Genomic DNA, 25,962 nt, shown 5'->3' with positions numbered 1-25,962 from the left:
CTCCGTCACTGCCGAATGAAGCTGGAAGCGATACGCCAGAACGCTTCCGGGTGCATCGAGTGGAAATCCCAATCGTTCACCTGTGCGTGGGCGGTGGTGACGATACGGTCGATATCGAAGTCGTCACGCGTGGCCGCGCCGGTGGACTCGACCGCGTTGATGACGAATCGTGTCGCGGTCTCCCGCGAGTAGTTATGTTCCTCGGCCCGGCCTCTATCGATAAGTCCGAGTCGGCCGAGACCCATTGGCTGGTTCATTCGAGCCCCTGACGCCCGGCCGTGAGCTGAACCGATGGTGAGAATTGACCTCCGGTTCACCTGACGGCTCACTGGTAGTCCCCTGTACTGCCTTGCACGTCGAGTCTAAGTCGGTGTAGCGAGCATATGCAAGTGCATCTGCAACATCGAATACGCACTCGCAGAGGGCATTTCGAGTGCTGAGTAGTTGCTATTCGTTGCCGCGTCATCTGACGGATGGAAAATTCGCAACTTTGTGACGGACTTTACCGGTCTGCTACACGCGAGCTGGATAGCGACGATGGTACCCGGCAGGTCGGCTTGCGAGGCGCACCTACCGATCTTGGTGTCCGGTTCCAAGTATTTGCGGACCTGCCCGGAACGCCGCCGCGGCCGGGCGAATTCGCCGAATTTTCCCGGAGCGAGCCGCGCGTATCGGCACCGATCCTGGGCAATCGCGAAGCGGGGGAACCCATTTCGAACAAGGAGGTAGCATGCCAACGCTGCGACGAGCCCTGATCGCGGGAGTGTCGGTGCTGGCCGCGGGCTTCGGCGCCGCGGGAGCGGCGCACGCGGAAGCCGCGCTGTCGCAACCCGACCGAGACTTCCTGATCGCGGCGCATCAGAGTCATCTGACCGAGATCGCCGCCGGCGGGCGCGCCACCGCGCTGTCGTCGTGCCCCTCGGTGCGGGAGCTGGCACCCGCGCTGGTGGCCGACCATATGCGGCTCGACCAGATGGTGACCGCGACGGCCGCGCGCAACGGTGTGGCGCTACCGGCGCTGCCGAATTCCGCTCAGACGCAATCGCTCGCGGACACCGCGCCGCGGACCGGCCGCGATTTCGACATCGCGTGGTTGCGGATGCAGGAGCAGGGCCATCTCGCCGCCCTGCGGAACGGGCAGCAGGAGCTGGCGGCGGGCCGGGCGCCGGACGTGCGCGGTGTGGCGGAGCAGGCCACGCCCCTCGTGGAAGAGCACCTGACCGAAGTGCGGGCGGCGCTCGCGAAGTGCTGAGCCGTCCCGAGGGCACGGACCGCCGGTGCTACCGGCGGTCCGTGCGTGTTTCCGGCTGCGCGCGAAATATGCTGTGCCGCAGCGTCAATGACCGCCGGGGTCGCGCAGACGACCGCCCGCGCGGGCCCGGATCCGGTGGTGTTCGGCGGCCACCAGGGCCACGCCCGCGATCAGGCAGACCGCGGTGACGACGGCGCCGATCACGGCCCACCCTTCGAAGCCGTAGCCCGCGGCGGTGAGCGTGGCCGCCAGCGCGACCAGCCCGATGCCGAGCAGCGTCAGCCCCGGCCAGTTGAGTGCGTCGGCGACGGACTCACCGGCGCGGGAACGGCTGGTGCGCTTGGTGTCGGGGGAGTAGCGGCGTCGGCGGCCCGAGCCGGGTGCGTCGGAAAAGGTGGCACCGGTCGGTTCTTTCGGAGTGTGGGACATCAGCGCTGTCCTTCCTGTGCGAGGGTGGTGCGGTCGCCGGCCAGGCCGGACAGCAGTCGATCCCAGCGGCGGACGAATTCATCGATCCCGAAATTGGCCTGCGCCCACTGCCGCGCGGACTTTCCCGTGATCTCGGCGAAGACCGGTTCGGCGAGGAACTGGCGGATCGCCTGGGCGAGGATGTCGGGATCGGTGGACACCACACCGGCGTCCGCGGGAATGGCCGTGGCGGTCTCGGTGGTGCCGACGGCCACGATCGGCATCCCCAGATACATCGCCTCGATCACCGACACGCCCAGCGACGTCCAGCGCGGGGTGTGCGCGTACACGCGATGCCGCCCCAATTCCCGGTGCAGCGCAGGCTGTTCCAGCTCGCCCATGCCGCACACCCGGCCGGGCGGGCGGTCCACGGCCGCGGCCGCGTCGGCGGTGCCGACACCGAACACGTCGACCGGCGCGGCGTCGGAGAGCGGGCCGAGCAGATCGGTTCCGGCGATGCGCCGGCGGCGCACCGGCTCGTTCACGATCGTCGCCACCCGCGCCAGCTCCCCGGTGTACAGGTGCCCGGGGTCGGGCACGCCGTGCGGGATCACCTCGGTCGGGCAGCGGCCGTTGTCCCACATCAGCCGATTGAAATGGGTGATGTGCACCAGCGGGATGTCGGTGCGGTCGGCGAGCGGGTGCCGGGAGAGCGCGGCGTGCTCACCGGGTGTGTTGTGCTCGACGTAGACCGCGGGGATCTCGGTGCCCGGCGCTCGCCCGAGCCATTCCCGGGCCAGATCGAACTCGCCCGGCCGCTGGAGCACGACCACATCCACCTCGGCATCGGCCAGATCGGCCGGCGCCACTTCGATCACCCGATCCGGCCACGGTCGCCCGCGTCGGCCCAGCGCCCATTCACCCAGGGCCGGGTCCGTCGGCAGCAGATAGCGGTGCGGACCCTGGACGAAGGAAGTCGTCCAGGGTCCGAGAACGTGCCAGACCAGCACGTTGAGCGGCGCTACGGGGGGATCGGTGGGAGCGCTCATATCGGCCGGGTGCCCGGCGACCGCGGGATGAAACCGCTCGGGTGGTGTACGCGGGGACAGGCCGGGTAGGCGGGGAACGAAGACGAGGCCAATCGAGGCTAGGAGGTTCCGATGACCACCGCACGCGACCTCATGACCCCGGACGTGCAGTGCGTCCGGTCCAGCGACACCGTGACCGAGGCGGCCCGCATGATGGCCGACCTGGATGTCGGCGCGCTGCCGATCCGCGGCGAGGACGGCCGACTGAAGGGCATGCTGACCGACCGCGACATCGTGGTGAAGGTGATCGCTCGCCGTAAGGATCCGCTCGGCGTGGACGCCGGTGAACTCGCGGAGGGAGCTCCGGTCGTGGTCCACGCCGACGACGACGTGTCGGCGGTCTGCACGGTGATGGCCGAACGCCAGGTGCGCCGCGTGCCGGTGCTCGACGGCGATCGCCTGGTCGGCATCGTCGCACAGGCTGACGTGGCCCGCGCACTGGGCAATCCGGAGGCCGGGAAGGTCGTCGCGGCCGTCTCCGAGGAGTAGAGCGGCTTCAGGATCGGGCCCCCGCGGCCTCGGTCGCCAACTCCGGTGCGGGAGTCTCCTCGCCCGGCACGGTCAGCTCGTAGACGGCGAAGGCGGCGCGGATGACCGGTTGCGCGACATTGCGCACCCGGACGCCGCCCGGTGTCGTACCGCTCTCGCACCCGGCGTGCGCGTGGCCGTGCAGCGCCAGATCCACCCCGCCCTCGTCGATCGCCTCGCCGAGCAGGTACGAGCCGAGGAAGGGGTAGATCTCCCGCGGCTCCCCGTGCAGCGTGTCGCTGACGGGGGAGTAGTGCGTGAGCGCCACCGTCACGTCCGTGTCCAGCTGACGCAGCGCTACCCGCAGTGAATCGGCGAGATCGACCGTGTGCGAGGCGAATTCGCGCATGATCCGTTCACCGAAGACGCTGGCGCATTTGCCCGCGAAGCCACCGCCGAAGCCCTTGGTGCCCGCCACCCCGAGGGTGCGTCCGCCGATGGTGACAGTGGCGGCGGTGCCCTCGAGCACGCTGATGCCGTGCTCGGTGAGCAGCGTGGCGATCTCCCGCTGAAAGTCGCTGTGATGGTCGTGGTTGCCGAGCACGGCGATCACCGGTACGCCCACGTCCTGGAATTCCTCGGCGACGACCCGGGCCTCGTCGAGGGTGCCGTGCCGGGTGAGGTCACCGGCGAGCAGCAGCACGTCGGCGCAGCGGGGCAGCTCCTCGAGGGCCGGGCGGAGCAGCCCGGCCGAGTCCGTGCCGAGATGGACGTCGCCTACCGCGGCTATGCGCATGGTGAACCTCCTGTGGCGGAAGAGTTTTCAGTCCAGCTGCTCGCGGCCGGTCGGCGCCGCGTGACTGGTGACGCGAACATCGTTGTGCACGCGCAGTTTTGGGACATGCTCGCGGACGACCTCCTGCAGGTGCTCGCGGCACTGCGCGCTGGCGACGTCACCGCTGAGGACCACCACGTCGCCTCGAATCGTCACCTGCACACCGAGTTCCGCGGTGCGCGGATCCTCGGCGAAGGCGCGGCGCAGGTTGGCCACCAGGTACTGCGGCAGCATGTCGCTGTCCGGATCGGTCATCATGTCTCCTTTGTTGCTGACCCCCAGGTCGTCCAGCAGGCCGAGGAATGCCCGCGCGTACGGCGACATCTCGGTCTCCTCCCGCACCCGCGGCCAGTCCACCTGCTCGCGCAGCCCGCGGGCGATGCGCAGCAGCCCGGTGAGATCCAGTCGGTGCGGATCGAGCACCATGAGCTTGTCGATCATCAGATCGGTGCCGCTGACCACGGGCGCCGCGGTGGGACCGATCCGCATCCAGGTCGTCCGGCCGAGCAGCGCGTCGTTGACGGGGCGGTAGTTGGGCCGGAAGATCAAGTCCACCAGGGTGTCTCCATCGTATGCCTTGGTCAGCCAGTCCTCGGCCGGATCGACCGTACGCAGTCCCGCGTCGGTCAGTGCCCGGCAGGCGCGGCCGACATCGGCGGGCTTGACGAAGATGTCGACGTCGTGGTCCGACGGCGGCCCGCCGCGGGCGTACACCGCGCACCCGCCCGCGACCGCGAACGGGATCTCGGCGGCGAGCAGTGTGTTGACGACCCGGGTGAGGGTCCGCAACAGCTGCTCGATCGTCATGGCCATGGTGAGGACCTACCCGGCGTGGCCGGGGCTAATCGCCGGCGCCGGTCGCCGGGTGCGTGGCCGGGCCCTCGAGCAGCGACCCGTCGGCGGCGAAGCGCGAGCCGTGCAGCGGGCAGTCCCAGGTGCGTTCGGCGTCGTTCCAGGCGAGGATGCCGCCCAGATGCGGGCAGACCGCCGAGATGCTGCACGTCCGGCCGTCGACCGTGCTGACGGCGGTGGGGGTGAGCCCGCGGCGTTCGACGCGCCCGGTACCTTCCGGTGGCGGCCCCTGCTGCTCCTTCCGCGACACCAGCGCGGTGGCCCAACCGGCCGAAAGTTGTACTCCCACAGCGCCGTTGTCGCGTAGCAGGGCGGGCAGCGCGGCCAGCTCGCGCGGGCTCCAGGTGGTGAACGCGTGCGCCCACGCCGGGCGTTTGCCGACCACCTCGGCGGTGAGCACGTGCGCGGCCGCGACGGCGTTGGTCAGCCCCCACTTGGCGTAGCCGGTGGCGACCAGGACGCGATGGTTGCCGGGCAGGATGGGACCGGCGTAGGGCAGCTGGGCGCCCGCGCGGTAGTCCTGGGCCGACCACCGGTACAGCGGTTCGGCGGAGGGAAACCAGCTGCGGGTCCAGTCCACCACGTCGTCGGCGTGCGCACGGGCCGAGCGGGTGCGGCCGACGGTGTGCCCGCTGCCGCCGACGAGCAGCAGGGTGCCCTCCGGTGTCGGTGCGTACCGGATCGAGCGCGTCGGATCGTCGGCGCTGAGGTACATGCCGCTCGGTATCGGCTCGGTGACCCGGAACGCGGCGGCGTAGGAACGCTGCGCGGTGACCCGGGCGAAGAATCCGCCGCGGTCGAGAATCGGTGTGCCGGTGGCCAGTACGACGGTGCCGGCGGCGACGTCGCCGTGGTCGGTGTGCAGGACGTGGTCACTGCCCGAATCCGGGCCCCGGCCCTGCACCCGGGTGTCCTCGAAGATCGGCACGCCGCGCGCGTCGAGGTCGGCCGCCAGCGCGTCGATCACCTCGACGGCGTCGAGTTGCGCCTGGTTGTCCAGCCGCACCGCGCCGTGGTTCGGGAACGGCACGTCCAGGTCGGCGGTGAACGTCGTCGGCAGCCCGGCCTTGCGGGTCAGGTCGAGTTCGGCGCGGATCAGGTCGGTGCCGTCGGGGGTCTGGACGTAGGTGTACGCGGGCTCGCGTTGCACGGCGATGCCGTGGTCCTCGCAGTAGCGCAGCAACCACTGCTGCGCCTCGCGATTGGCCGTCAGGTACTCGTGCAGCAGGGCGATGCCGTACTTGCGGCCGATCGAACTCGCGCGCGTGCCCTGCAGCAGGCTGACCTTGCCGGTGGTGTTCCCGGTGGTCACCGCGCCGAGCCGGCGGGCCTCCAGCACCGCGGTCGCCACGCCCTGCTCGGCCAGCAGCAGCGCGGTGGTCAGGCCGGTCAGCCCGCCGCCGATCACCAGGACGTCGAAGCGGCGGCCGGGCGTGAGGGGTGGATGAGCCGGGGGACGGGTCTTGTGCAGCCAGATCGAAGTCATGCGTCCGGATAGCCGGGAGGTGTGGTCCGAAACGTCCGCGCGGGTGGACCGGCCGATTGCCGATTGGCTGCCCGTGGTCCGGGTAGGCGATCAATGCGACGCGGCCAGTCCTATCAGTGAAAGGGGCGATGATGCCGAAAACCGATCAGCGAGGCGCGCCCAAGGCCACCGAGTTGCCCAGCACTCTGCGCAAATCCGACGAGCACGCACAGCGGATCTTCGCCGAGACGCATGATTCGGCGCTGCGCGAATACGGCAGCGGACAACGCGCACACCGGGTGGCCTACGCCGCCCTGAAGCATTCCTACGAGAAGGTCGGCGACCACTGGGAGGCCAAGGAACGCCGTGGCCCGTCCGATGAGCGGGCCGAGAGCGGCGGGCCGAACGCCTCCGGCCGCACGGCCGAGGGCGTGGACGCCAATGCCTCCAAGCGGCACCTGCTCGACATCGCCGGGCGGCTGGAGATCTCCGGCCGCTGGCAGATGACCAAGGGGCAGCTGGTGGAGGCCATCGAGAAGTACAACCGCCGGGCGCGGTCCCGCGGTCGCGGGAAGCGAGCCCCGCAGTGACCGCGGCCGGTGCCGCGGGCAGCGCACCGGCCGAACGGGATGGGACATGGAACTGGCAGGCGCGGCACGAGACACAGACAGCGGCTGGACCGCAACTGGTCCACACTCATCCAGGAGACCCGCGTCGTGCAGACCGGAATGCAGCTGCTGACCGGTTTCCTGCTGACCCTGCCGTTCCAGTCCCGGTTCGAGGAGTTGTTGTCGACGCCGATGCGGTGGCTGTACCTGGCCATCGTGGCGGCGTCGATCGCGGCCACGGTGTTTCTGGTGGCGCCGGTGTCGGCGTATCGCATCCTGTTCCGGCGGCACCGGCTGGCTCGGGCGGTGACGGCGGCCCATCGGTTCGCGATCGCCGGGCTGGCATTGCTCGGCTTGGCGTTGACGGGCGCCGCGGTGTTGATCTTCGACGTGGTGGCGGGGTGCCCGCGGGCACGGCGGCGGGATCGGCGTTCGGCTGCTGTTCGTGGTCGTGTGGGTGGTGCAGCCGTGGCAGCAGCGCCGCCGGACCGGTCCGTCCGATCCGTAGTGCCGATCGTGGGATGAATCACGCTGGAGCGCAGCGTGTTTCGTCGGCAGGTGCCCGGGTAGGCCGAAGACGTCAGTGATACCGACATTCTGGAGGTGAATGTCATGTCCGAACACGACAAGGGTGGCGCTCAGGAAGGCATCGAGGGCGTCGTCGAAGGTGCCAAGGGCAAGGCGAAGGAAACCGCCGGCGCTCTGCTCGGCAACAACGAACTGCGCGAGGAGGGCCGGGCCCAGCAGGACCGGGCCGATTCTCAGCGCGAGGCCGCCAAGCGCGAGGCGCAGGCCGAGAAGGAACGCACCAAGGCGGAGGCCGACGAGCAGCGCCAGCGTGCCTACCAGCGGGGTGACCGCTGACCCCAGGCGTCTTCCCGCCGCATACGACAGTTGCCCGGCCGTCCGGCCGGGCAACTGTTCTGTCTGGGGCATCTCTGTCCGGGCATGGATGTCCGGGCATCGAAAGCTCTGCCGCGCTGGTGGTTTTGGGCAGACGCGCCCCGATTCACGCGTGCTGTTGTAGATCCCGTGCCGGGACGGTGCCGGAGATCGCTCCGGACCAGACGAACTCGGCCGCCGACTCGACCGCGCGGCGCACCGCGTAGGCGAGGCCGTGGCCGGTGTGCAGCGCGGTCGCGGCCGTGACGGCGAACATGTCACCCGCGCCGTACGCGTCCGGGCTGCCCTGCACGCGCAGTTGCCGGGGCACCGGAATCGGGAAGTGCTCGCGCGCGCCGTGCCGGTAGAACACCGCTCCGTGCGCGCCGAGGGTCACCGCGACGGCGCGAGCTTCCCAGCGGCTCACCAGTTCTCGTGCTCGGATGCCGGAATCGAGCCGACCGGGAACCAGCGCCGCGGCGTGCGAGCGGTCCGGCGTCGCCAGTGCCACACCGGGAACCGGCGCGCCGCCGTGCGGGTGCGGGGCCCAGACGATCGGAATCTGCCGGGCGCGCTCGGCCAGCAGCGCGCGAATCTCCGGCTGGGCGGTGACGCCGTGCCCGTGATCGGCCACCAGGATCGCCCCCGCCGAGCGCAGGGCGGCCCGGGCCGAGCCGGGCAGCGGATCGATACCCGCACGCCCGCTGCCGGATCGAGTCCGGGCCACCGCGGCGGACGGTCGCGGGCGCGGTACGGACTGCCCCGCCGCACGCACTCGCTGCCGGCGCACCGTGCTGCCGTGCAGCAGTAGCTCGGCGACGCGCACGCGTCCGGCCAGCAGCCGCCGCAGCCGTTCGGCCCCCGCGTCGCTGCCGAACGCGCCCACCAGCACCACCTCGGGGGTCGTGGTGGCGGCCAGCAGGGCGGCGAGACCTGCGCCGCCGGGGCGGGTGCGGCGCGAGACGAATTCCACGACCGGCAGCGCGGCGTCGGGGCCGGCGCGGTCGGCCCGGCCCATGATGTCGATATCGAGCAGGACGTCCCCGACCACCACCAGCGGTCCCGAGCGGGTCATGGGCCTACCTCCTTGACGAAACCACAAGCGGTGCAATGCGAAACGACCGGCGTACCGGAACGGGCTCGGGTGCGGGTGTCGGTATCCGAGGCGGTGTTCCGGCTGTGATCGGCGGGGTTTGCTCGCGGATCACAGCTGCGCTCCTGTGCTCGGCATGCCCCCGGCGCCCCGATCGAAACTGCCGGTGACGGCCGGGTGTGAGAGGCGCGGACACGGGTACGGCCCGAATGGGAACCGTTCCCCGAGACGAGGAGTGATCCGACCATGCCCACCGAGCAACAGGACGTCGTGGAGCTGCTGAAGGCCCAGCACAACCAGATCAGGCAGTTGATCGACCGGGTGCGCGCGGCCGACGGCGCGGGCAAGCGGGAACCGTTCGAGGACCTCGTGCGGTTGCTCGCGGTACACGAGAGCGCCGAGGAGGAGGTCATCCATCCCGCCGCGCGCCGGGTGTACGTCGCCGAGCACGTCGTGGAAAGCCGGCTGCGCGAAGAGGAGAAGGCCAAGCAGGCCCTGGCCGAACTGCACGAGCTCGGGGTCGAGCACCGCGACTTCGACGCGAAGTTCGACGCCTTCGCCACGGCCGTCATCGACCATGCCGAGCATGAGGAGCGGGAGGAATTCGAGCGGCTGCGCGAGGACGCGTCCGCGGCCGAGCGGGCGGGCCTGGCGACCGCGGTGCGGATGGCCGAGGCGACCGCGCCCACCCGGCCGCATCCGGGCGCGGGCTCCGCCGCGCCCGCCAACATCCTGGTGGGTCCGCCGCTGGCGATCTTCGACCGCGTGCGCGACACCGTGCGCGACTGGGTGCGCAAGACCCGCGGCTGAACGACGACGGCAGTGAGGAGTGGATGCGGTGGCGAACGCGAATGATCTCGAGGGCGTCGACGCGTGGTGGCGGGCGGCGAACTACCTGTCGGCCGGGCAGCTGTACCTGCTGGACAATCCGCTTCTCACCGAGCCGCTGCGGCCCGAGCACCTGAAACGCCGGTTGCTCGGGCACTGGGGCACGGTGCCCGGGCTGACGCTGACCTACGCGCACCTGAACCGATTGATCCTGCGCGACGATCGGTCCGTCCTGTTCGTCGCCGGTCCCGGCCACGGCGCGGCCGGACTGAACGCCGCGGCCTGGCTGGAGGGCAGCTACGGCGCCCGGCATCCGGGCGCGGCGCGCGACGCGGCGGGGATGCGAGAGCTGTTCCGGCAGTTCTCCTTCCCGGGCGGAGTGCCCAGCCACGCCTCGCCGCATCTGCCGGGCTCCATCCACGAGGGCGGCGAACTGGGCTATTCGCTGGCGCACGCGACCGGTGCGGTACTGGACAATCCGGACCTGACCGCGGTGTGCGTGATCGGTGACGGTGAGGCGGAAACCGGGCCGCTGGCGACGAGCTGGAACGCCCCGGCCTTCCTGCATCCGACCCAGGACGGCGCGGTGCTGCCGATCCTGCATCTCAACGGCTACAAGATCGCCAACCCGACCGTGCTCGGCCGGATGCGCCGCGACGACGTGACGGCGCTGCTGCGGGCGCACGGCTGGGCGCCGACGGTGGTGGCGGGCGACCATCCGGTCAAGGTGCACGAACAGTACGCGGCCGCGCTGGAATCCGCCTTCGAGCGCATCGACGACATCCGCGCGGGCGCGCGCGCCGAGCGGCCCGCGATCATCCTGGAGACGCCGAAGGGCTGGACGTGCCCGGCTCGGGTGAACGGGGTCGCGGTGGAGGGCACGGCGCGCTCGCACCAGATCCCGCTCGACGCGGTGCACGACAACCCCTATCACCGTGCGCTGCTGGAGGAATGGCTGCGCTCGTACCATCCCGAGGAGTTGTTCGGCGCGGACGGCGTTCCGGTCGCGGCGGTGCGGAAGCTGTGCCCGGAGGGCGAAACGCGCATGAGCGCGAATCCGGTCGCGCACGCTCGCGACAGCGTGGACCTGCGCCTGCCCGACGTGGCCGCGCACACCGTGGACGTCGGCGCGCCCGGCACCCGGCACGCGGAGGCGACCAAGGTGCTGGGCCGGTACCTGCGTGACACCCTGACCGCGAACCCGCGCCGGATGCTGTTCTTCTCGCCCGACGAGCACGCCTCCAACCGCTTGGACGCGGTACTCGAGGTGACCGGGCGGCGCTGGCAGCTCGAGCCCGGACCCGCCGACGAGCAGCTGGCACCCGACGGCCGGGTGTTCGAGGTGCTGTCGGAGCACCTGTGCCAGGGCTGGCTGGAGGGTTATCTGCTGACCGGGCGGCACGGGGTGTTCTCCACCTACGAGGCCTTCGCCCACATCGTCGACTCTATGGTGGTGCAGCATGCGAAATGGCTGCGCGAGGCCTCTCGATATCATTGGCGCACAACGATTCCCAGTCTCAACTACCTGGTGACCTCGCATGTGTGGCGCCAGGACCACAACGGCGCCTCGCACCAGGATCCCGGCTTCATCGACCATGTGCTGAGCAAGCGCCCGGAGGTGGGCCGGGTATACCTGCCGCCCGACGCCAACTGCCTGCTGCACGTGTTCGACCACTGCCTGCGCGGACGCGGCCGGGTGAACGTGGTGGTGGCGGGCAAACAACCCGCATTGCAATATCTTTCGGACGAGCGCGCCGCCGAGCACGTGAACCGCGGTCTGGGCGTGTGGAATTGGGCGAGTACCGAGGGCGCCGGCAAGCCGGACGCCGTACTGGCCTGCGCCGGTGACGTGCCGACCCAGGAGGCCCTCGCCGCGGCCGCACTGCTGCGAGAGCTGGTGCCCGACTTGGCGATTCGTTTCGTCAATGTGGTCGATCTGGCGCGGCTGTTCCCGCCGGACCGGCACCCGCACGGCATGCCCGATCGGCAGTACGCCGAGATGTTCACCACGACCAGGCCGGTGGTGTTCGCCTTCCACGGCTACCCCTGGCTGATCCACCAGCTCACCTATCGCCGCCCCGGCCACGACCAACTGCACGTGCACGGGTTCCACGACAACGGCACCACCACGACGCCGTTCCAGATGTGCGCGATGAACGGCATCGACCGCTACCAGCTGGCGCTGGCCGTGCTGGAGCAGGTGCCGCGGCTGGCCGACCGGCTCGGGCGGCTGCGCGAGCACCTGCTGCACCTGCTGCACGCCAACACCGTGCACGCCGAGCGCGTGGGCGCCGACCTGCCCGAGATCACCGACTGGACCTGGCCCGGAGACCCGGATCACCATTGAAACCGGTTTCATACGCGTGTATATCTGCCTGAGGCAGCAAGATCAGTCGCCGTGGCGACCGGAACGGGCAGGATGACGCGGTGAGCGAAACGTACGGATACTTCGATGCCGAGGGCGAACTGTTCACGCCCCGGCCGCTGGCGGCCAGTCAGTGGTCGGCACAGCAGATCGTGGGCCCGGCGCTGTGCGGACTGCTGGCCCGGTCGCTGGAGAAGGAGTACAGCACCGACGGATTCGCGCCGGTGCGGCTGACCGTGGATCTGTTCAAGCCCGCCCGCATGCGCCCGCTGTCGGTGACCACCACATCGGTGCGGGACGGTAAGCGCATTCGCGTGGCCGACGCGGTGGTGCGGCAGGACGGGGCCCCGGCGGCGCGGGCGTCGCTGGTGCTGCTGCAGCCCTCGCAGGAGCCGCCGGGCCGGATCTGGAAGCGCGACTCCCCGCCCGTGCCGCCGCCGATCGAACTGGCGCCGCCCGCGACCGGACCGGCCGCGCCGCTGTGGCGCAGCGACGGGTCCGACGGCTGGTCGCGGAGCTTCTCCGAGCACGAGAACGCCGGACGCAAACGTAGCTGGCAGCGCCCGATGCCGGTGCTCGCCGGCGAGCCGCTGTCGCCGTTCGTGCTCGCGGCGATGGCCGCCGAACAGACCAGCATGGTGACCAACTGGTCCGACGCGGGCGTCGGCTTCATCAACACCGACCTGACCGTCGCGCTGTCGCGCCTGCCGATCGGCGGCGAGGTCGGCCTGGAGGCCGACAACCACCTCAGTGAGCAGGGGATCGCGGTCGGCGCCGCGACGCTGTTCGATCGGCACGGCGCGTTCGGCACCGCGCTGATCACCGCGGTCGCCAACGCGCGGCGGCAGATCACCGCCGGTCACCTCGACGAGGTGATCGCCGCGTCCGGCGGCGCGGCGGTGCGCTGAGCGCATCCGTCGACCGGTCAGATCGTCCGGCGGTACGCGGCCCAGCGGCGGGCGGCGTCGCGCAGGCCGTGGGTCCAGAAATTGGGGTTGCGGTTGGCGGTCGCGGTCCATTCGGCGGCCAGCGCCGTCGCGAACGTCCGCAGATCGGCCGCGTCCGCGCGATGCCAGGCGGGTACCCGAGCCGCCCAGCGCTCGGCCGCGGCCGGTTCGTGACCGGCGAAGATCAGCCACACCAGCCAGCAACCGGGGTCGATCCAGGATGCGCCGCGGGTCGCCCACGGCCAATCGACCAGCCGCGCCCCGCCCTCGCCGACCAGCACATTGCTGTAATTCCAGTCGGTGTGCAGCAGCGTCACGCCGGCGAATCGGGCGCCCTGCCCGGGATCCTCGAGATAGCCGCCCCAGCGCACCTCGGCGTCTTTCAATTCCAGCTCCGGGGGACAGGGCAGCCGGCCCAGTGCGGCCATCGCCGCGGCGGTGGCGGCCAGGTCGCTGTCCACCCGGTAGTTCGCGAAATGCCCTGCGATGTACTCGAATCCGAGCAGATCCCAGCCACCGGCGGCGATCTGCCAGTGCAGCCGGGGGCCGATCGGCCCGACGTGCGGGCCGAGTACGGCCTCGCGGTGCTGGGTCCACACCTCCGGGTCGTCGATGCGCATGCCCTTCACGAAGGTCCGGCCGCCGTCGGTGTCGATCACCGCGGCGAGATGGCTGCTGAATCCGGCGATGATCGACTCGGCGCGGCGGACCGGTCCCGTCAGCGCCTCCACCGCGGCCCGGGTGACCTCGGGTAGCTGTTCCCAGCTGCGGCGCTGCGCCGAGAACTGCGCCCGATCGACTGTCACCCCCGAACATCTACCGCGAAACGACCACGCTAGCAAGCGAACTCGTCTACCGAGCCGGAGCTGTTCGTGCAGGTGAGCGTGCATCGGGTACGAGCAGTGGTCCGCCATCGGCGCGTGCGGGACGGCGCCCGCCCGGCGGCCCGCCGTGGCGGTTCGGTAGGGCCTGAATGCCGCCGCGGCGACCGTCGCCGCCCGATACCCGCACGGGGTGGTTTATCGCTCCGCGTGCGTGCAAATGCGGGAACGAGCACGATTGCTTCCGGACATCGCCGACGGCTGGACGGAGGTCGGAATGGGAAATGCCGCAAGGATATTCGTGAAAATCGGATGAGGGCCGAACGCGCCGGTGGGTGATTCGTCGCGCCGCGGCGGTGACAGCGCGCGTGTGGCGTGGCAGACTGTAGCCAGGTTGAGACTACAGCCGACCCTGGTTCGCACGCGGAGGCCGTTCGCGTGAGCCGGAGACAGACGGTCAGTAGGAACACCGGCTGTTATCCGGCCCGCTCGGGTCATCAGATCTCCATGTCGGACAGGGCACGCCCATTGCACGGGAGGCTCTAGTTATGTCTGCGATTGCCGTTCTCCAACGTCAAACCGACGCGGCGAATCCGGACGGTGTCGGGCCGTCCCCGGCACACGTTCGCGATCAGCGGCGGCACTATACGGTTGTCCGCGTCGAGGGGGAGCTGGACGCCGCCGTGGCCGCGATGTTCGGCAAGTCCCTGGACCAAGCCGTCGGCTCCAGCACCCGCGCGGTCGTCCTCGATCTGCGCCGCACCCGTTTCCTGAGTATCCGATCGGCGCGGTCGCTGGCCGCCGCCAAGACCGCCGCCGCCGAAGCCGGTGTCGACCTGCGTCTCGTCTGTGGCCGCGCGGAGATCGAGCGCGTCCTGAAGATCACCGGCACCCGTCCGCTGTTCCGCTTCTACGCGACCATGCAGTCCGCGCTGGAGGGCTAGCCGGCGGAGCTTGCCGCGGGACCGGGTCCGGCTCGGTCCCGCGCATATCCGTGGAATCGGTGCTGACCGTGCGCGAACGCGGACGCGGCGAGTAGCACCGGCGGGGTTTCGGGGCGGGGGCTCGGGGTATGCGCGCAGTGAACGGCCTCCCGAGCAGAAAGGTTCGCCTGTGGATTCGCGATCCGAGTCGTCGGCGGCGGTGCGGATGACGGGTCGCGGGGTGCTGCGGGGAGGCGGCACCGACGAAAAACCGGAGAACTACCGACCGGCGGTGTACGGCCGGGCGAAGGCTGCCGATATCGTGCAGTCGAAGCCGACCGGCGCGCAGGTCCGTCATGCCGTGCACACGGCCGCGCTGCACACCGATCCGTATCCGACCGACACCCGGGAGGAATACGTCGGATCATGGACCTGAAGGCGAACGGTTGGCGCAACGGTCGGGGTCCGCGGGTCCCCGCCGGGTTCACCGGTTGGGAGGAGAGGCAAGTGTCGATGAGCGAATGGGTTTCGAGGTCTCCCGTGCAGACATCGAGTGTGGGTATCCGGGTGCCGGCCGACTTGAATCAGCTCACCATGCTGCGCGCGCTCGCGGAAACGGTGGCGCTGATCGCGGATTTCGCGTTGGACGAGGTGACCGACATCCGGGTCGCGCTGGACGAGATCGCCACCGCGCTGATCGCGGAGGCGGTGCCCGACTCGGAAATCGACTGTGCGTTCGCTGCCGACGACGCGGCGATGACGGTGCGGGTGTCCGGCCTCGCCGCGGTGGACGACGCACTCGACGAGGACGGCTTCGGCTGGCACGTCCTGCAGACCATCACCAATTCCATCACCGCGCGGACCGAATCGTTCGACGCGGACGGCAACGGATATCCCGTGGTCGTCGAGTTCACCAGGGCGCGAGGTGAGGCCGATGGCGGATGAACGCGGACGGCGTCACCGCGGCGGTGACAGCTACGACAACATCGAACCGGAATTCGAGGCGCTGGCGGCGCTCGGCGAGCACAGCGCGCAGCGGGAGGCATTGCGCGAGAAGATCATCGGGCTCTGCCTGCCGCTGGCCGACCACATCGCCCGCAAGTTCTCCGGGCGCGGCGAGAACTTCGACGACCTGCTGCAGGTGGCCCGGGTCGGGCTCGTCCAGGCGGTGGACCGCTTCGACGTGACGCGGGGCTCGTCGTTCCTGTCGTTCGCAGTGCCGACCATCATGGGTGAGGTCCGCCGGCATTTCCGCGACAACACCTGGGCCGTGCGGGTTCCCCGGCGCACCAAGGAGATTCAGCTGTCGATCGGGGGCGCCATCGACGACCTGGCGCAGCGGCTGGGCCGGCTGCCCAAGGCCCGCGAGATCGCCGCCGAACTCGAGGTCGACCTGGTGGAGGTCACCCAGGCCCTGATCGCGGGCAACGCCTACCAGCTGTCCTCGCTGGAATCGGTGTCCGGCGACGACGGCGAGAACACCCCGCTGCCACTGCGCGAGGTACTCGGTGAGGCCGAGCCGCGCTACGACCGCGTCGAGGAATTCATGGCCGTCAAGCCGCTCATCGCCGACCTGCCCGATCGCGAACAGCAGGTTTTGATCATGCGCTTCTTCGAGGCCAAGACCCAGACCCAGATAGCCGAGGCGCTCGGCATCTCTCAGATGCACGTCTCCCGCATTCTCTCCAAGACCCTGACCTGGCTGCGCGACGAGGCACTGCGCGACTGACGGAGTCGGCCGATCGGTCAGCGGGCGGTAGGACCGGGCGGGACGGGGTCGTGCGGCTGCGGCGGACGTTCGAAGGTCGGATTCGGGTCGGGCGGGATCGGGTGCGGCACCGGACCGGGCAGCGGCGGGCGCGGCTCCGGACCCGGTGGTTCCGGATTCGGCCGGGGCGGTTCGGGATAGGGATTCGGCCTGGGTGGTTCGGGATTGGGGTTGGGCCGGGGCGGTTCCGGATTCGGGTCGGGGCGGGGTGGCTGGGGGTCCGGCGGGTGTCCCGGGAGCGGCGGTTCCGCCGGTGGCCCCGGCGGACGTGGGCCGCCCGGATCGGGTTGCGGGGGAAAGGTATTCGAGACGGGGCCCTGCGGCGGGGGATACGGCCCGTTCGGTGCGCCAGGGTACGGCGGGGGCGGCTCGGTGCCCGGCATGGGCCCCTGTGGTCCCGGAACCGGAACGCTCTGCCCGGGACGGGATTGCGGATCCGGGGGCTCGACATCGGGGCGCGGGTCCTCGAATCCCGGACCGGGCAGCGGGTCGGTCGGCCCGGGGCCTGGAATCGGTTCGGGTGCACCCGAATTCGGGATCGGTCCCTGCGGGCCCAGGTCGGCGACCGGTCCCTGGGGGCCGTGGCCGGGGAGCGGATCGGCCGAGCCGGGGTCCGGGAACGCGTCGGTCGCATCGGGGCCCGGTTGCGGGTCGGGTGGACCGGGTTCCGGTAGCGGGTCCGGGGTTCCGGGCTCGGGGATGGGGCCGGGCGGCTCCGGTATCGGGTCCGGCGGCGGGGTCTCGGGGTTCGGGGGCGAAAACGGGTCCGGCGGAACGGGATCCGTGGGAGTGGGGATCGTCAGCTCGGGCCGGGCGGTGAGTTCGGGGTCGTCGTCGGCGGGCGGCTCGGGATCGCGCCATTCCTCGGCGCGGCTGGAGCGATTGCCCCGGATCGTTCCCTGCAGTTCGTGCGCCAGCTGGTCGTCCTGGCGCGGACCGTGCTTGCTGTTTCCCCTGTCCATCTCGTACCTCCTCAACCGTGTCGCGGCGATGCGCCGGCCCCGTCGGGGCGCATCCCCCTCGGTCGGCTCGTCGCGAACCGCCCGGCGCCGCCGTCGCTGCTGCCGCGCCGCGTCCTCGGAATCGCTGCTGCCATCGAGGTAGACCGACGCGAAGGGCCTTCGTGGTCGGCCAGTTCTCGAAGACTCATGTTGACCACGTGGGCCGGTTACCCGGCGATCGCTCACGCAATCATCCGCGTCCGCGGGCCCGGCACCAGCGGGTTTGTGCCCGCGCGCGGCGGGTAGCCGGGGAGCGCCCGACAATGCCGCGCGCGAGCGCGGCGTGGAGCGCAGAGGAGGACCGCATGGCGGAATCTGTCGTCGACGACGGCCTGTGGGACGAGTTCCACACGGCGGTGAACATGTCGTCGCGGGAACTGCGGGATTGGCTGTACACCGACGCGGCCGGCCCCGAGGCCGAGCCGCCGCCGGATCGCGACGGCACGCCGCTGGGGCAGCGGGTGCTGGCCATTCTCGGCAAGCGGCGCACCGACCTCGACGACCACGACGCCGCGGTGATGCGCACGGTGGTCGACCGGGTGCGCGACGCGCGGGGTGTGGAGCCGGAACCGGAGGCGGGGCGCCCGCAGTGGCGCCACGAACTGATGTCGATCGGCCACGACCCCTTGCGCACGGAATGAGAGGAGCCGCGCATGCCTGACCCCGAGCCCGCCGACGGCTACCGGGTCACCACCGAGCCCTCGGTGATCCGTTCCTGGGCCGAGCATCGCGGCGCACGGCCCGCGGTGGCGTCGGATCCTGGGCGGCCGGACGGCCCCGAGCCGCTGCGCATCAATTTCCCCGGCTACCGCGAAGACGGTCTGCGCGAAGTGTCGTGGGACGAATGGTTCCGGCTGTTCGACGAGCGCGAGCTGGCGTTCGTATTCCAGGAGCAGACCGCCGAGGGTGGTCCGAGCAGTTTCTACCGGCTCGATGCCCGTCCGGCCGAGCCGTGAATTGTGTGCGGTCCCAACAACTTCGAGTACCGGCTATGACAGCGACCAGAGCTGGGCGCTCCGTTCGCGGGCGTAGCGGCGCAGCCGTACGGTGAGTGCATGCGGCGCGAGAGGCGCCGCCGGTGAACACCGTCGTTCCCTCCAACGTGCGCTCGCTGGTAGCAACCCGCCAAAACTCCTGCCGGCGAGCGCCGACCGTCGCACCGCGCGGACGCGGCGAGCGGGAAACCCCATGACTCCCTCCTGCTCCGACCCCAACGCAGCCGCCGAGCGGCGGTACGCCCACCGGACGGATACCGCTCATCATCCGTCCGGTGGGCATGTCTTCGCACTCGTACCCGATGCACGGAATCGGCTCGGGACAGTACTACCCATGCGGCGGCTCGTGCTATGCCGCGCGTTGATGTCCCTGCGGCGGTACGCGCTCTGCCGCATGTCGATGCCCATGCGGCGGCTCGTGCCCGTGTCGCGGGTCAATGCCACAGACTCCGGCAGGGGAGAGGGCGCATGCCGGGGCGCACCTTCGTGTCGATCGTGACCGCCAAGCCCGAGTGCACGGCGGCGGCCGCGAATTCCCATGCCTCGGAGCGGGTGGCGGCATACTCCAGCACCAGCTCGTCTCCGGGGTCGGAGCCGTCGAAGTAGACGGTCACCCGTCGGGTGGGCGCCTCGGTGACGGTGTCGGGAGTGTACATAGCGGTGCTCCTTCTCATCCTTCCGCGCCGTTGCCGGTGCCGATGGATCAGGCAACGGCGCCGAGTTCGAAGGTACGTTCGTGTTACCGCCGCAAACAGACTTCCGCGCGAATTCGTCTCGCAACACAGCCTCATGTCGGCAACCGTTGTGATTTCTCAGGATCTGGGATCCGGTTGGGCATCCGCCACCGGGTTCGAATAGTGTTCTGCGGCATGGGGAAGTTCGCAGTCCGGCGCGCGATGGGTGCGTGCGCCGGAAGCCTGCTGTTGCTGATCGCCGGGGCGGGGGCCGCGGCCGGAGCGCCGTTCTATCCGGCCTCCGATCCTGATCCGTTCTATGCCGCGCCGGAGGACGTGGCCGGGCACGAACCGGGCGATATCCTTGGCATTCGCGCATTGCCGCCGCTGCCGATCTTTCCGGACACCGACGTCTGGCTGATCAAGTTCCGCTCGACCAATTCCGAGGGCAAGCCGATCGCGGCCACCACCACCGTGTTGTCGCCGCGCAACCGGCCCACCGACGGCCCGCTGCTGTCGTACCAGACGATCATCAACGGGCTCGGCACCGAATGCTCGATCTCGCACACGCTCTACACCACCGATCCGGACCTGATGGTGCGCGAGGCGCCCGCCTACAACGTGGTGCTGCAGCGCGGCTGGACCATCGCGCTGCCCGACCACCTCGGCCCGCAGTTCGCTTACGGCGCAGCGAAATTGGGCGGGCAGATCACGCTCGACGGCATCCGGGCCGTGCAGCGGGTGCAGCAGCTGCGCGTCGAGCACAGCCCGGTGACGATGGCCGGGTATTCCGGCGGCGGCATGGCGACGGCGTGGGCGGCCGCGCTCGCGCCGAAGTACGCGCCGGAATTGCAGATCGCGGGCGCAGCCGCCGGTGGCGTGCCGATGAACCTGGTGAAGATGCTCGAGGGCCTGGGCTACGGCGCGCATCCGGTGTTCGGGCTGGCCTTCGCCGCCGGTGTCGGGCTGGAGCGCGAATACCCCGACCGTTTCCCGATCTCCGATCAGCTCAACGACCAGGGTGTGCGGCTCGGGCAGCAGGTCGCCAACGGCTGCACCAACGATCTGCTCACCGCCGGGGCCGGGCGCGGCGCGCTGGACTTCGCGAAGACCACCAAGATGACCGAGGACCCGGAGGCCCGCAAGGTCATCGAGGAGAACAGCCTCGAGCTCTACACCGACAGCGTGCCGAATATGCCGGTGCTCGAATGGCATTCGCCGATCGACGGGCTGGTGCCGGTGGATTCCATCGTCAACACCGATCGGCGCTGGTGCGCGGCCGGGGTCCGGCTGCAGGCCGAGGCGATCCCGGTGCCCGACCACCTGACCGCCGCCGTCCTCGGCCTCCCGCAGGTCCTGACCTGGCTGGATGCCCGGGCGCGCGGCGAGGCGGCGCCGAGCAACTGCTGAGCGCGGTCAGATCGCCGCGACCGCCGCGGCGATCGCCGAGCCGCCCGAGACGAGTTCCAGGGTCTTGCCCGCGGTGTTCGGTGCGGTGGGCAGTGCGGCGATGACGGTGGCGACGTCGGCGCGGGGGACCGTGCCGTAGTCGCCGGGGGGTTCGACCAGGGCGACCCGGCCGGTCGCGGGCTCGTCGGTGAGGCGGCCCGGCCGCAGGATGGTCCAGTCCAGGCCGCGGGCGCGCAGATCGTCCTCGGCCTGGGTCTTGGCCTCGATGTAGGCGGCCCACACCTCGTCCCGGTCCGGGGCCGGGGGCTTGCCCGCGCCCATGGTGGAGATCTGCACGAATCGGGTGGTCTTCGCCTGCTCCGCGGCCGCGGCCAGCAGGACCGAGCCGTCGCGGTCGACGGTGTACTTGCGCTCCGCGGTGCTGCCCGGCCCGGCTCCGGCGGCGAAGACCGCGGCGTCGGCTCCGGCGAGGACGTCCGCGACCGCGGCGATGGTGGAGCTCTCCAGGTCCAGCACCACCGGCCGGGCGCCGGTGGCCGCCACCTCCTCGGCGTGCGCGGGATTGCGGATCAGGCTCGCAACCTCGTCGCCGCGCCGGGTGAGCAGCCCCGCCAGCAGTAGCGCGATCTTGCCGTGTCCGCCCGCGATAACGATGCGCATGGCTCTCCGTTCCGTTGATTTCGAGTATCCGCAGCCCGGTGAGCTGCGGCGATCGCAACGCACCGCCATCCTACGGACCGAGCGGACGCCCGGGGCGGGGGTGACGGCGGCCGGGCCGCCGGATATCGAACCGGACTCGCGATGCGTACGAACGAATAAATCACGGCTCCAAGCGATTCCGCGCCGGTAGCCTCGAAGAACTCGACCAGGCGGGCCCGGAGTCATGGGGCCGGGCCCGCACGGCGGACGGTCGGGTTTTGCGAACTCACATGGGGGTGAGTGATGCGTGGCTGGCGCGTCTTCGTCACTACGGTGCTGATCGTCTGCGGGCCCACTGCGGTCCTCGCGCAGGCGCAGCCGCCGCTGCCCGTTCCGGTGTTGCCCGGTACCCCGGCGCCACCGGAACTGCCCGGCCCGCCGCGGATTTCGCTGCCCGCCGGGCTGGACGTGCCCGATCTGCAGCAGTGGCTCAACGCGGTGGTGCCACCGCCGCCGATCGTCACGCCCCCCGCGCCCGCGCAGGAGGAGGCGGCCGGAGGCACCGGCCTGCCCCCGGATCTGGTCGGGCTGCAGGACGCGGTGATGCCCAAGCCGGCCGGTGATCCGCTGTTCGACGTCTGGCCGCCGAACCTGGAGACCTTCGCGCCCGGTGACCTGATCGAGATGCGGGACGTGACCTCGGTGGCGGGGCCGATGCTGCTGGTCCCGGTGCGCCAGGTGCTGCAGTTGAAGTTCCGCACCACCGACGCGCACGGCGCGCCCTCCTTCGCCACCGCGACGCTGGTCGTCCCGGTAGGTCCGGTGGCGGGTAACCGCCCGGTGCTGGTGAACAACCTGCCCATCGACGCGCTCGGGCGCAAATGCACGCCGAGTTACGCGCTGGCGCACGGCTTCTCCCTGGACAACGGCACCACCGACTACATCCCGCCGACCACCCAGCTGGCCGTGCTACGCGGCTACGCCGTGCTGATCCCCGATCACGAGGGGCCGCGGATGGCCTACGCCGAACCGTACGTGGCCGGGCATGCGGTGCTGGACTCCATACGGGCCGCGCGCAACCTGCCGCAGGGTGAGTTCGCGGGCAGTCGCTACGTGATGCACGGTTACTCCGGCGGCGCCATCGCCACGCGCGGCGCGGTCGCGCTGATCGACTCCTACGCACCCGACCTCGCACCCGCGATCGTGGGCGCCGCGCTCGGCGGGGTGCCGGTCGACTACGAACTGCTGGGCCGGAGCATGAACGCGAATCTGGCCTCGGGCATCTTCCTGGCCGCCACCTTCGGCGTCGCCCGGGAACGGCCGGAGATGCTGGCGCGGATGAACAATCTCGCGCGCTGGGCGGCGATCTCGCCGCTGAAGGACACCTGCGCGGGCGTATTCGCCCTGCCGGGTGTGCTGATGCTGCCCATCGACCTGGCCTCGGAGATACCCGACCCGCTGCACAGCGACATCGCCACCGAGATCTACGACGTCACCCGCATGCAGGGCATGAAATCGGCGGTACCGCTCTACATCTACAACGGTGAGCAGGAATGGTGGATCCCCGCCGAGGGCGCCCGCACCCTGTACCGCGAGCAGTGCGATCTGGGCGTGCCCGCGGTGTACCGCAGTGTGCTCGGCGAACACATCATCGGCGCGGCAACGGGTTATCCGGACGCGATGAACTGGGTGGATCAGCGCTTGCGGGGACTTCCCGCACCGAACGAGTGCTGAAATTTCCCGGCCTTTTCCGGCCGCTTATTTGTGTACCGCCCCTAGGCGTACGACCCGGCCTTGATGAATTGTCATCGGATTCATGCCGATTCGCCGGAGCGCCGAATCGTGGCCGTACCGTGATATGAGCGCGGCGCCGGTGTTTGCGCGGTCGGCGCCGCGCCTGGCGTGGCGCGCCGCACCCGGACAGGAAGGAGGGCGCCGGTTCGGTAGCCAGGCCGGCCATCGTCGGGCGGTTGCCCCGAGAGAGTACGACCGCCCGCCGGCGCACCGCCGCACTGCGGCATGTGGACCACCAACCCCCTCCGTTGCACGGTGCGAGTGCGCAGCAGTGGATCGATCCGCCGGGCGCGACCTCACCCCTGGCGCCCGGCGGGTACACGCCGCGGTCACGACATTTCTGGAGCGACCCGATGACATCTTCCGCACCGGTTCTGAGCCCCCCGCCCGGCCGCATCGCCGCGTCCCCCGAGCCGCCCACCGGCGCCGCACCGCCGAGCCTGCTGGCGACGAAGCTGGCCGAACACTTCCGCACTCGCCGCCCCGAATCCGGCGCGGACACGGCGGGATTGACCGCCGGTGTGCGCGACTGCCTCGCCTTGGCGCTGCGCGCGCTGTCCGACCCCGGCCCGCGCGAGGCCGCGCGGCTGGCGGAGCTGGTCGGCCGCGCCGCCGAGTGGGCTCGCGAGGGCATCGACCTGGACACCGTACTGCGCGCCTACCACGAGACGGTCCGCCGCGGTTTCGAGCACGTCGCGGCCGAACAGCGGTGCGGCCCGGCGGAATTGCTGGCCGGCGCCGAGGAAATGCTGCGCTTGCTCGAGACCGTCACGGTCGCCACCTCGTCGGCGTATCTGGACGAGCACCGGCTGGCGGCCCGCCATCATCAAACGGCCGCACAGACTTTGGTGACCGCTCTGCTGAGCGGCCACGGCCGGGAGGCGCTGGCCCGCCGCACCGGCATCACCGTGGCGGGCACGTATCAGGTGGTGGCGCTGGCGATTCCGCCGCACCCCGGCGAGCGCGACCCGCGGCTGAACACCGAGGGCGTGGCCCGGCGCAAGCTGCGGCGGCTGCAGAGCGCGCTGGCGCCGGTACTCGGCTCGCGGGCGCTGTCGCTGCTGTCGGTGGACGGCGGCACGATTCTGGTCCCGGTGGAGGACCCCACGGCGCTCAACGGCGGGCTCGCGATGACCGCCGACACCCTCGACGTGCTGTCGGCGGCGGCCTCGGTGCCCCTGACCGCGACGGTCGTCACCGGCGCCACCGAGCACATCCCCGCACTGGCCGACCAGGCCCGGGAACTGCTGGAACTGGTGGGCGCCCTGGGCCGCCCGCCCGGGCTGTACCGGATGGCCGACGTGGCCGTGGAATACCAGATGACCCGGCCGGGTCCGGCGCGTGAGCACCTCGCCGCGGTGCTCGACCCGCTGACGCCGCATCCGGAACTGGTGGAGACGCTGCGCGCCTTCCTCGACAGCGGGCTGGACCGCCGCGCCACCGCCGCGCGGTTGCACATCCATCCCAACAGCGTCTCGCATCGTCTACGGCGCATCGAACGGCTCGCGGGCATGGACCTGTCGCACCCGGACGGCATCTCGCGCGCCAGCCTGGCATTGCTGGCCTTCGAACTCGCCGAGGTCTGAGCGCGCTCCACACGTCCCGCCACCGTCCGGGTCCATGCGCCCGGTCGACGGGCACGGCCCGGCCGCAACGCTTTCCGGCCCAGCCAAGCTTGATGGCCCCGAGCCAAGGTTCATGGTCTGGGGCGATGGTTCGTGGTCCGGGGCAATGGTTCATGACCCGAGGCAACGGTTCATGACCCCGAGCCAAGGTTCATGGTCCGGGGCAATGGTTCATGGTCCGGGGAAGGTTCATGGTCCGGGCCGAAGGTTCCCAGCCCGGGCGGATGCCCGGGCCGGAAGCCCCCGCGTTATTCCCCGGGCCCGAACCGGTCGAGCAGCAGGGGCGGCAGGGCGTCGGGCGTCACCGTCGCGACCACCGGCACCCCCGCGTCGGCGAATATCGCGGTGGCGCGGGGCATGTGGTCGGCCGAGGTGACCAGTACGGCATCGCCGGTGCCCAGCCCGCGCATGAGTTCGGCCGAGTGGGCGGCGTTTCCGCGGGTATCGGTGGCGGCGGCTTCGATATGGACGCGTTCGGGCGCGATGCCGCGATCGATTAGCCAGCGGGCCATGGCGTCGGCCTCGGTGACACCGCCGCGCGGATTGCCCCCGGTCACGATGACCGGTGACTGCGGCGAGACCACGGCCTGCACGAAACCGGCCTCCAGGCGGCCGATCAGCTCGGGCCGCATCCGCCCGTCCGGCTCCAGCCCGTACCCCAGCACCACGATCGCCGTGCCGGGCCCGTGCGAGAGCGGCAGCGGTGTGCCGGGCTCGACACCGCCCAGCGAGCCGATCACCGCGACGACGGAGTCGACGATCGGATCGGCCAGGGCGGCAGGGGCATTCAGCAGCATTCCCGCGGCGACGGCGGCGCCGGCCAGCAGGCGGGTACCGGATCGCAGCAGCGGGATCGTGGTGTGGGGCATCGGATCTCCCGGAGAGAACCGCCGGAGTCGGCGGAGCGAAATACTACGGAGATGATGCACCCGGCCGCCGTGATCGCACCGTGATAAGTTGCGGCGCTGGACAACTCACGGTCGGTACTGCGCACCCGTTGTGAATGCGACAGCCCCTTACCGATGTGATGCCGTGCCGCCGCGAATTTCGGTGGTGGTGAACTTTCACTGCGCTCCCGCGCGCCGCTCGTGAGATTTCGAAGATCGTGCTGTAGTTCGTATCCGGCGCCGTTCCGCCGACCTAGCGTTTGAGCGCAGTCCGGGTCGGCCGTCATCACCACCGGCACCCAGGGCTGGAGAACGCTGTGGTTCTGCAGGAAGG

At 70.7% G+C, this 25,962-nt stretch carries 28 protein-coding genes and 1 pseudogene; 17 read left to right on the top strand and 12 right to left on the bottom strand.

What is annotated here, in order from left to right:
- Positions 1 to 5 precede the first annotated feature (5 nt).
- The gene (locus NWFMUON74_RS21275) at positions 6 to 257 is read right to left on the bottom strand and encodes a hypothetical protein (protein ID WP_187683594.1); all 252 of its coding nucleotides are present in this window, start codon (positions 255 to 257) and stop codon (positions 6 to 8) included.
- 473 nt (positions 258 to 730) lie between these two features.
- On the opposite strand from NWFMUON74_RS21275, the gene NWFMUON74_RS21270 reads away from it, so the two are divergent.
- Positions 731 to 1,252, top strand: coding sequence for a DUF4142 domain-containing protein (locus NWFMUON74_RS21270; RefSeq protein WP_187683593.1), 522 nt, complete (start codon positions 731 to 733; stop codon positions 1,250 to 1,252).
- Between the two features lie 84 nt (positions 1,253 to 1,336).
- Here the strand turns inward: NWFMUON74_RS21270 and NWFMUON74_RS36260 are convergent, their stop codons facing one another.
- A complete protein-coding gene (locus tag NWFMUON74_RS36260; protein WP_232110494.1) occupies positions 1,337 to 1,681 on the bottom strand; it encodes a hypothetical protein in 345 nt (114 codons plus the stop codon).
- Positions 1,681 to 2,709, bottom strand: a complete 1,029-nt coding sequence (locus NWFMUON74_RS21260) for a glycosyltransferase (RefSeq protein WP_187683592.1) — start codon at positions 2,707 to 2,709, stop codon at positions 1,681 to 1,683. The genes NWFMUON74_RS36260 and NWFMUON74_RS21260 overlap by 1 nt, the downstream gene beginning before the upstream one ends.
- 111 nt (positions 2,710 to 2,820) lie before the next feature.
- On the opposite strand from NWFMUON74_RS21260, the gene NWFMUON74_RS21255 reads away from it, so the two are divergent.
- A complete protein-coding gene (locus tag NWFMUON74_RS21255) occupies positions 2,821 to 3,237 on the top strand; it encodes a CBS domain-containing protein (protein ID WP_187683591.1) in 417 nt (138 codons plus the stop codon).
- A 7-nt stretch (positions 3,238 to 3,244) separates the two neighbouring features.
- On the opposite strand, the gene NWFMUON74_RS21250 is transcribed toward NWFMUON74_RS21255, so the two are convergent.
- Genes NWFMUON74_RS21250 through NWFMUON74_RS21240 form a run of 3 tightly spaced genes read right to left on the bottom strand, consistent with a single transcriptional unit; the run spans position 3,245 to position 6,389 of the window.
- Entirely contained in the window at positions 3,245 to 4,012 is a 768-nt protein-coding gene (locus NWFMUON74_RS21250; RefSeq protein WP_187683590.1) for a metallophosphoesterase family protein, read from the bottom strand.
- A 27-nt stretch (positions 4,013 to 4,039) separates the two neighbouring features.
- Entirely contained in the window at positions 4,040 to 4,858 is an 819-nt protein-coding gene (locus tag NWFMUON74_RS21245) for a BON domain-containing protein (RefSeq protein WP_187689319.1), read from the bottom strand.
- A gap of 34 nt (positions 4,859 to 4,892) precedes the next feature.
- Entirely contained in the window at positions 4,893 to 6,389 is a 1,497-nt protein-coding gene (locus NWFMUON74_RS21240) for an FAD-dependent oxidoreductase (protein WP_187683589.1), read from the bottom strand.
- A 131-nt stretch (positions 6,390 to 6,520) separates the two neighbouring features.
- Here NWFMUON74_RS21240 and NWFMUON74_RS21235 point away from each other — a divergent pair, with 131 nt between their 5' ends.
- The 3 genes and pseudogenes from NWFMUON74_RS21235 (at position 6,521) to mbp1 (ending at position 7,840) form a co-directional block, all read left to right on the top strand.
- Positions 6,521 to 6,958 carry a ChaB family protein gene (locus tag NWFMUON74_RS21235; protein ID WP_187683588.1) on the top strand — a complete coding sequence of 146 codons (438 nt, stop codon included), beginning with the start codon at positions 6,521 to 6,523 and terminating at the stop codon, positions 6,956 to 6,958.
- Positions 6,955 to 7,484 (top strand): annotated as a pseudogene (locus NWFMUON74_RS21230) (DUF6328 family protein). Before NWFMUON74_RS21235 ends, NWFMUON74_RS21230 begins: the two are co-directional and overlap by 4 nt.
- 104 nt (positions 7,485 to 7,588) lie before the next feature.
- Positions 7,589 to 7,840, top strand: coding sequence for a microaggregate-binding protein 1 (gene mbp1 / locus NWFMUON74_RS21225; RefSeq protein WP_187683586.1), 252 nt, complete (start codon positions 7,589 to 7,591; stop codon positions 7,838 to 7,840).
- Between the two features lie 145 nt (positions 7,841 to 7,985).
- Here mbp1 and NWFMUON74_RS21220 read toward each other — a convergent pair whose 3' ends face one another.
- Positions 7,986 to 8,933, bottom strand: a complete 948-nt coding sequence (locus tag NWFMUON74_RS21220; RefSeq protein WP_187683585.1) for a PfkB family carbohydrate kinase — start codon at positions 8,931 to 8,933, stop codon at positions 7,986 to 7,988.
- A 264-nt stretch (positions 8,934 to 9,197) separates the two neighbouring features.
- Between NWFMUON74_RS21220 and NWFMUON74_RS21215 the strand changes: the two genes are divergently transcribed.
- From NWFMUON74_RS21215 to NWFMUON74_RS21205, 3 genes are all read left to right on the top strand, one after another.
- Positions 9,198 to 9,761: a hemerythrin domain-containing protein gene (locus NWFMUON74_RS21215; protein WP_187683584.1), complete on the top strand. Its 564-nt coding sequence runs from the start codon at positions 9,198 to 9,200 to the stop codon at positions 9,759 to 9,761.
- Positions 9,762 to 9,789: 28 nt separating this feature from the next.
- Positions 9,790 to 12,126, top strand: coding sequence for a phosphoketolase family protein (locus tag NWFMUON74_RS21210; protein ID WP_232110493.1), 2,337 nt, complete (start codon positions 9,790 to 9,792; stop codon positions 12,124 to 12,126).
- An 80-nt stretch (positions 12,127 to 12,206) separates the two neighbouring features.
- Complete coding sequence (locus NWFMUON74_RS21205; RefSeq protein ID WP_187683582.1) at positions 12,207 to 13,052, top strand: acyl-CoA thioesterase domain-containing protein; 846 nt, start codon at positions 12,207 to 12,209, stop codon at positions 13,050 to 13,052.
- Between the two features lie 17 nt (positions 13,053 to 13,069).
- On the opposite strand, the gene NWFMUON74_RS21200 is transcribed toward NWFMUON74_RS21205, so the two are convergent.
- Positions 13,070 to 13,897, bottom strand: coding sequence for an aminoglycoside phosphotransferase (locus NWFMUON74_RS21200; protein WP_187683581.1), 828 nt, complete (start codon positions 13,895 to 13,897; stop codon positions 13,070 to 13,072).
- 563 nt (positions 13,898 to 14,460) lie between these two features.
- Here NWFMUON74_RS21200 and NWFMUON74_RS21195 point away from each other — a divergent pair.
- The 4 genes from NWFMUON74_RS21195 to NWFMUON74_RS21180 all read left to right on the top strand — a co-directional run bounded on the left by NWFMUON74_RS21195 (position 14,461) and on the right by NWFMUON74_RS21180 (position 16,564).
- The gene (locus tag NWFMUON74_RS21195) at positions 14,461 to 14,856 is read left to right on the top strand and encodes an STAS domain-containing protein (RefSeq protein ID WP_187683580.1); all 396 of its coding nucleotides are present in this window, start codon (positions 14,461 to 14,463) and stop codon (positions 14,854 to 14,856) included.
- Between the two features lie 169 nt (positions 14,857 to 15,025).
- Entirely contained in the window at positions 15,026 to 15,271 is a 246-nt protein-coding gene (locus NWFMUON74_RS21190; protein WP_187683579.1) for a hypothetical protein, read from the top strand.
- A gap of 77 nt (positions 15,272 to 15,348) precedes the next feature.
- Entirely contained in the window at positions 15,349 to 15,780 is a 432-nt protein-coding gene (locus NWFMUON74_RS21185; protein WP_187683578.1) for an anti-sigma factor, read from the top strand.
- On the top strand, positions 15,770 to 16,564 hold the full coding sequence (locus NWFMUON74_RS21180; protein WP_187683577.1) for an RNA polymerase sigma factor SigF: 795 nt from the start codon (positions 15,770 to 15,772) through the stop codon (positions 16,562 to 16,564). Before NWFMUON74_RS21185 ends, NWFMUON74_RS21180 begins: the two co-directional genes overlap by 11 nt.
- Before the next feature lie 17 nt (positions 16,565 to 16,581).
- Here NWFMUON74_RS21180 and NWFMUON74_RS21175 read toward each other — a convergent pair whose 3' ends face one another.
- Positions 16,582 to 17,565 carry a hypothetical protein gene (locus NWFMUON74_RS21175; RefSeq protein ID WP_187683576.1) on the bottom strand — a complete coding sequence of 328 codons (984 nt, stop codon included), beginning with the start codon at positions 17,563 to 17,565 and terminating at the stop codon, positions 16,582 to 16,584.
- 344 nt (positions 17,566 to 17,909) lie between these two features.
- Here NWFMUON74_RS21175 and NWFMUON74_RS21170 point away from each other — a divergent pair, with 344 nt between their 5' ends.
- Entirely contained in the window at positions 17,910 to 18,245 is a 336-nt protein-coding gene (locus NWFMUON74_RS21170) for a DUF3140 domain-containing protein (protein ID WP_187683575.1), read from the top strand.
- 12 nt (positions 18,246 to 18,257) lie between these two features.
- Positions 18,258 to 18,560, top strand: coding sequence for a hypothetical protein (locus tag NWFMUON74_RS21165; protein ID WP_187683574.1), 303 nt, complete (start codon positions 18,258 to 18,260; stop codon positions 18,558 to 18,560).
- A gap of 473 nt (positions 18,561 to 19,033) precedes the next feature.
- Here NWFMUON74_RS21165 and NWFMUON74_RS21160 read toward each other — a convergent pair whose 3' ends face one another.
- Positions 19,034 to 19,255 carry a hypothetical protein gene (locus tag NWFMUON74_RS21160; RefSeq protein WP_232110492.1) on the bottom strand — a complete coding sequence of 74 codons (222 nt, stop codon included), beginning with the start codon at positions 19,253 to 19,255 and terminating at the stop codon, positions 19,034 to 19,036.
- A gap of 213 nt (positions 19,256 to 19,468) precedes the next feature.
- On the opposite strand from NWFMUON74_RS21160, the gene NWFMUON74_RS21155 reads away from it, so the two are divergent.
- Positions 19,469 to 20,683 (top strand): lipase family protein, encoded by a 1,215-nt coding sequence (locus NWFMUON74_RS21155; protein ID WP_187683572.1) that lies wholly within the window; start codon positions 19,469 to 19,471, stop codon positions 20,681 to 20,683.
- Positions 20,684 to 20,689: 6 nt separating this feature from the next.
- On the opposite strand, the gene NWFMUON74_RS21150 is transcribed toward NWFMUON74_RS21155, so the two are convergent.
- Positions 20,690 to 21,343 (bottom strand): SDR family oxidoreductase, encoded by a 654-nt coding sequence (locus tag NWFMUON74_RS21150; protein ID WP_187683571.1) that lies wholly within the window; start codon positions 21,341 to 21,343, stop codon positions 20,690 to 20,692.
- A 282-nt stretch (positions 21,344 to 21,625) separates the two neighbouring features.
- Here NWFMUON74_RS21150 and NWFMUON74_RS21145 point away from each other — a divergent pair, with 282 nt between their 5' ends.
- A complete protein-coding gene (locus NWFMUON74_RS21145; RefSeq protein ID WP_187683570.1) occupies positions 21,626 to 23,056 on the top strand; it encodes a lipase family protein in 1,431 nt (476 codons plus the stop codon).
- Between the two features lie 413 nt (positions 23,057 to 23,469).
- A complete protein-coding gene (locus NWFMUON74_RS21140) occupies positions 23,470 to 24,702 on the top strand; it encodes a PucR family transcriptional regulator (RefSeq protein WP_187683569.1) in 1,233 nt (410 codons plus the stop codon).
- A gap of 287 nt (positions 24,703 to 24,989) precedes the next feature.
- Here NWFMUON74_RS21140 and NWFMUON74_RS21135 read toward each other — a convergent pair whose 3' ends face one another.
- A complete protein-coding gene (locus NWFMUON74_RS21135; protein ID WP_187683568.1) occupies positions 24,990 to 25,610 on the bottom strand; it encodes a YdcF family protein in 621 nt (206 codons plus the stop codon).
- Positions 25,611 to 25,962 lie beyond the last annotated feature (352 nt).

Source organism: Nocardia wallacei (assembly GCF_014466955.1).
Classification (GTDB): Bacteria; Actinomycetota; Actinomycetes; order Mycobacteriales; family Mycobacteriaceae; genus Nocardia; species Nocardia wallacei.
The sequence above is the reverse complement of the archived record's forward strand: the minus strand, read 5'-3'. Positions and strand labels throughout refer to the sequence as shown.